The 3,440-nt window shown below is 75.3% G+C and carries 4 protein-coding genes; all 4 read left to right on the top strand.

Features of this window, described 5'->3' with window-relative positions:
* Window positions 1-1,811 (top strand): choice-of-anchor G family protein (locus IFT36_RS15635; protein WP_200413615.1); only part of this gene is annotated, 1,811 nt, incomplete at its 5' end.
* Between the two features lie 66 nt (window positions 1,812-1,877).
* On the top strand, window positions 1,878-2,480 hold the full coding sequence (locus tag IFT36_RS15630; protein ID WP_123570323.1) for a hypothetical protein: 603 nt from the start codon (window positions 1,878-1,880) through the stop codon (window positions 2,478-2,480).
* A 128-nt stretch (window positions 2,481-2,608) separates the two neighbouring features.
* Complete coding sequence (locus IFT36_RS15625; protein WP_200413614.1) at window positions 2,609-3,199, top strand: RNA polymerase sigma factor; 591 nt, start codon at window positions 2,609-2,611, stop codon at window positions 3,197-3,199.
* Window positions 3,196-3,440, top strand: a 245-nt coding sequence (locus IFT36_RS15620; RefSeq protein ID WP_200413613.1) for a hypothetical protein, incomplete at its 3' end; no start/stop codon positions are given. The genes IFT36_RS15625 and IFT36_RS15620, both read left to right, overlap by 4 nt.

The raw sequence follows: 3,440 nt of genomic DNA, 5'->3' as shown, positions 1-3,440 counted from the left end.
GCCGCCGTCGCCGTCGCCCCACGGGTGTCGCCCGCCTCGTCGCGGCGCTCACCGCGCGACGGGCCGTCGTCGCCGTCGCGGCCGTGGTCGCCGTCGTGGGTGCCGTCATCGTGCCCCCGCCGCCCGTGACGACCGCCGCCTGGACCGACTCCGAGCGCACGTACGGGCTCGTCGGCACCACGAGGTTCACCTGCGGCACCGACACCGGGTACGCCGCCGCCGCGTCCAGCCGGTTCGTGCGGGGCAGCCTGGCCGGCACCGACCTCGACACCGTCGCGGCCGTGCGTGGGGCGGACCTGACGCGCACCCGCTCCGGCGTCGTCACCGCGGCGCCGGCGTCGCCCGCCCCGACCACGGACGCGGGAGGCACGACGACGTTCCGCAATCCCCTGTCGGCGAGCGCGGGGTCGGGTCTCGTCGGCCTCGACCTGACCGGGCTCGGCACGAACCTGCCGGCGGGGTCGGCCGGAGCCCTGAACCAGTTCACGCGGGTCGCCCCGACCGGCACGGCGGCGGCCGCCGCGGGCCTGGTGAGCGACTCGGGCGGGCTCGGCGTGACACCGACGACCCCCGCCTCGTCACTGCCCGGTCCCGCCCGCATCGGCCTCACCTCGGTGCTGCCCGCCTCGACCGCCCTCGACCGGGCCGACCTGACCGTGGGCGCGGTGGCGTCGACGGCGACCCTCGACGGCTGCCGAGCCCTCGAGAGCCGCATCTGGGGCGACGGCAGCGTGACGGGGGTGACCCGCGACTACGGCATCGCCGGTCTCGCCCTCGAGCTGCACAGCCCGGCGGTGGCGGGACTGTCGGGTCAGGTGTCGAGCACGGTCACGAGCCTGAACACGGCCGCCGCCGGCCTGACGGGCGTCAACGGCACGATCTCGAGGACCGTCCGGGACGGCGTGCTCGCCACCGTGAACGGCCTCACGAACCTGCTGAGCCTGGGCGGGGTCACGGGTTCGGTCACCCTCACCGGCCTGGCCCTGCAGCCGGCGGTGGACCCGGTGCTCGCGGGGTCGGTCACCAGCACGGACGGCACGGTCACCATCACCCCGTCGACCGGTGTGGTGTCGGTCGACCTGGCCACGCTGGTCGGCCAGCCCGGCGGGCTGAACGGGCTCGCCCCGAACACCGAGCTCGTGCTGAGCGCGGCGGCGATGGCGTCGATCACGACCACGGTCGGGTCGATGCTCGACGGACTCACCCAACGGGTCGTGGCGGCGCTGCAGTCCGCGGTGTCGTCGGCGCAGCTGTCGGTGGCGTTGACGGTGACGTTGCGGGCGACGGTGCTCGGCGTCCCCGTCGACGTGCTCGCCGTCGACGTCGCGATGGGGGGAACGCTGGGGCAGCTGCTGGCGTCCCCGTCGACCGCGACGGCGGTGGTCACCACGCGGGTGCTGAGCGGGGCGCTCTCCACCGTGCTCGGCAGCGTGCTGAACCCGCTGCTCGCCGCGTTGACGGGTTCGGCCGGGTCGCTGCTCGCGTCGGTGGCCACGCTCGTCCGCTCCACCCTCGTCGCGCCGATCACCACCCTCGGCAGCACCCTCTCGACCACGCTCGCCCCGGTGCTCACGGCGCTCGGCACCCTGACCACCCGCCTGCCGTCCGTCCTGTCGCTGCGGGTGAACCTGCGCCCCGACCAGGCCGGCTACCCGGGCGGCGTCGTTACCGGCGTCCCGCCCGACAAGTGGACGACCGTCCCCTACCAGGTGGGGGCGTTGCGGGTGGCCCTGTCGGCCGGAGCGACGACGGTCACCTCGCTCGACCTCGCGACCTCGCGGGTGGGACCCGTCAGCACCGTGCCCCGGTAGTCGTCGTCTCCGACCCGAGGAGGCGCGGGTCGCGCCTCGCGGGCCGCCTCGCGTCAGACTGGGGCCATGCAGCTCTACTCGGCCTCGCCCCTCGTCCGCACCCGCCAGGTGACCGGAGACGTCGTGGCCGTCGGCCTCGTCGTCCTCTTCGTCGTGCTCGGGGTGAGCATCGCGACCTTCATCGGCACCTTCGCCGACCTCGGGAGGCAACTCGAGGAGGCGGGGGCCGGCTTCCAGGGCACCATGCAGGACGCGTCGCGCGCGCTGGAAGGGCTGCCCCTGGTGGGCGGTGCGGCCAGCGCCCCGTTCGACGGGGCCAGCGGGGCCGGAGAATCCCTCGCCGACGCCGGACGGCAGCAGCAGGACGGCGTGGCCCGGGCCGCGCTGGTCGCAGGACTCGTCGTCGCCGGGGTGCCGAGCCTCGTGGTGCTGTGGGTCTGGCTGCGCGGGCGGATCGCGTTCGTGCGCCGCGCCTCCTCGGTCCGTGCGCTGCTCGCCCTGCCGGGCGGCGAGGACCTGCTCGCGTTGCGGGCACTCACCGGCCGCGACGCGAAGGCCGCCCTCGCCGTGTCTCCCGACCCGGTGGCCGCCTGGCGCGCGGGGGATGCCGCGGTCGTCCGCCGCCTCGCCGACGTGGCCCTGCGGGAAGCGGGCGTCGCCCGGCGCTGACGCGGGCCGACCGGTGCCGACCTCGGGGAGAGGAGACGAGGGAACCTTTCCGGACGATCGGACATGTACGGGAGGCAGCAACGGACCAGAGGGGACGTCGACATGACGACGAGAAGCGAGCACGACCGGTGACGGGGGACGCCGACGTCTGGGCCCGGGCGGTCGCAGGGGACCCGGCCGCGTTCGGGACCGTCTTCGACCGCCACCAGGCACGGGTGCACGGCCACGCCCTGCGGCTGTGCCGACACCGGCACGACGCCGAGGACGTCACGGCCATGGTCTTCCTCGAGGCGTGGCGCCGTCGGGACGCGGTCCGCATCGTCGACGGGTCGGTCCTCGCGTGGTTGCTCGTGACCACGGGCCACGTCGCCCAGAACCTCGCCAGGTCGACCCGTCGACACCGCATCGCCCTGGCCTCCCTGCCGCCGCACGCCGACGTGGACGATCCCGCCGACGACGTCGCGGCGCGACTGGACGTCGTCGATCGGGACCGGCGGTTGAGAGTCGCCCTCGACGGCCTGGGCAAGGCCGATCGCGACGTCCTCGGGCTCTGCGTGCTCGAGGAGTTCCCGATGGCGACCGCGGCCGAGGCGCTCGGCGTGCCCGTCGGGACCGTCAAGTCCCGACTGTCGCGGGCCAAGTCGCGACTCGCCAAAGCGATGTCGGCTTCCGAGTCGGCCTCCGGACGACCCGTCACCCTGAACGGAGAGAACCGATGAGCGACGCACCGAACGACCGTCCGAACGGCCCACACGACGCGCACGACGCGCTCGGCCTTGACCGCGACCGTGCCGCGGCCATCCGCGGCCTCCTGATCGAGACCGTCGCGCGCGAACCCGACCGCGCCCGTTCGGTCCGTCGCCGGCGGGTCGTCCTGCTGTCGGTGGCCGGCGCGGCCGCCGTGGCGCTGGCCGTCGGGGGCGTCGCGCTCGCCGGGGGCGGCACCCTGCCGTCGGGCAG

The organism is Frigoribacterium sp. CFBP 13605 (assembly GCF_014839405.1).
Taxonomy (GTDB): Bacteria; Actinomycetota; Actinomycetes; order Actinomycetales; family Microbacteriaceae; genus Frigoribacterium.
This window is presented reverse-complemented; position numbering and strand designations above follow the sequence as displayed.

Bases quoted from the DNA above. Each gene is read 5' to 3' on its own strand.
- IFT36_RS15630 (WP_123570323.1), top strand. From the start codon at position 1,878: ATGCAGCTCTACTCGGCCTCGCCCCTCGTCCGCACCCGCCAGGTGACC.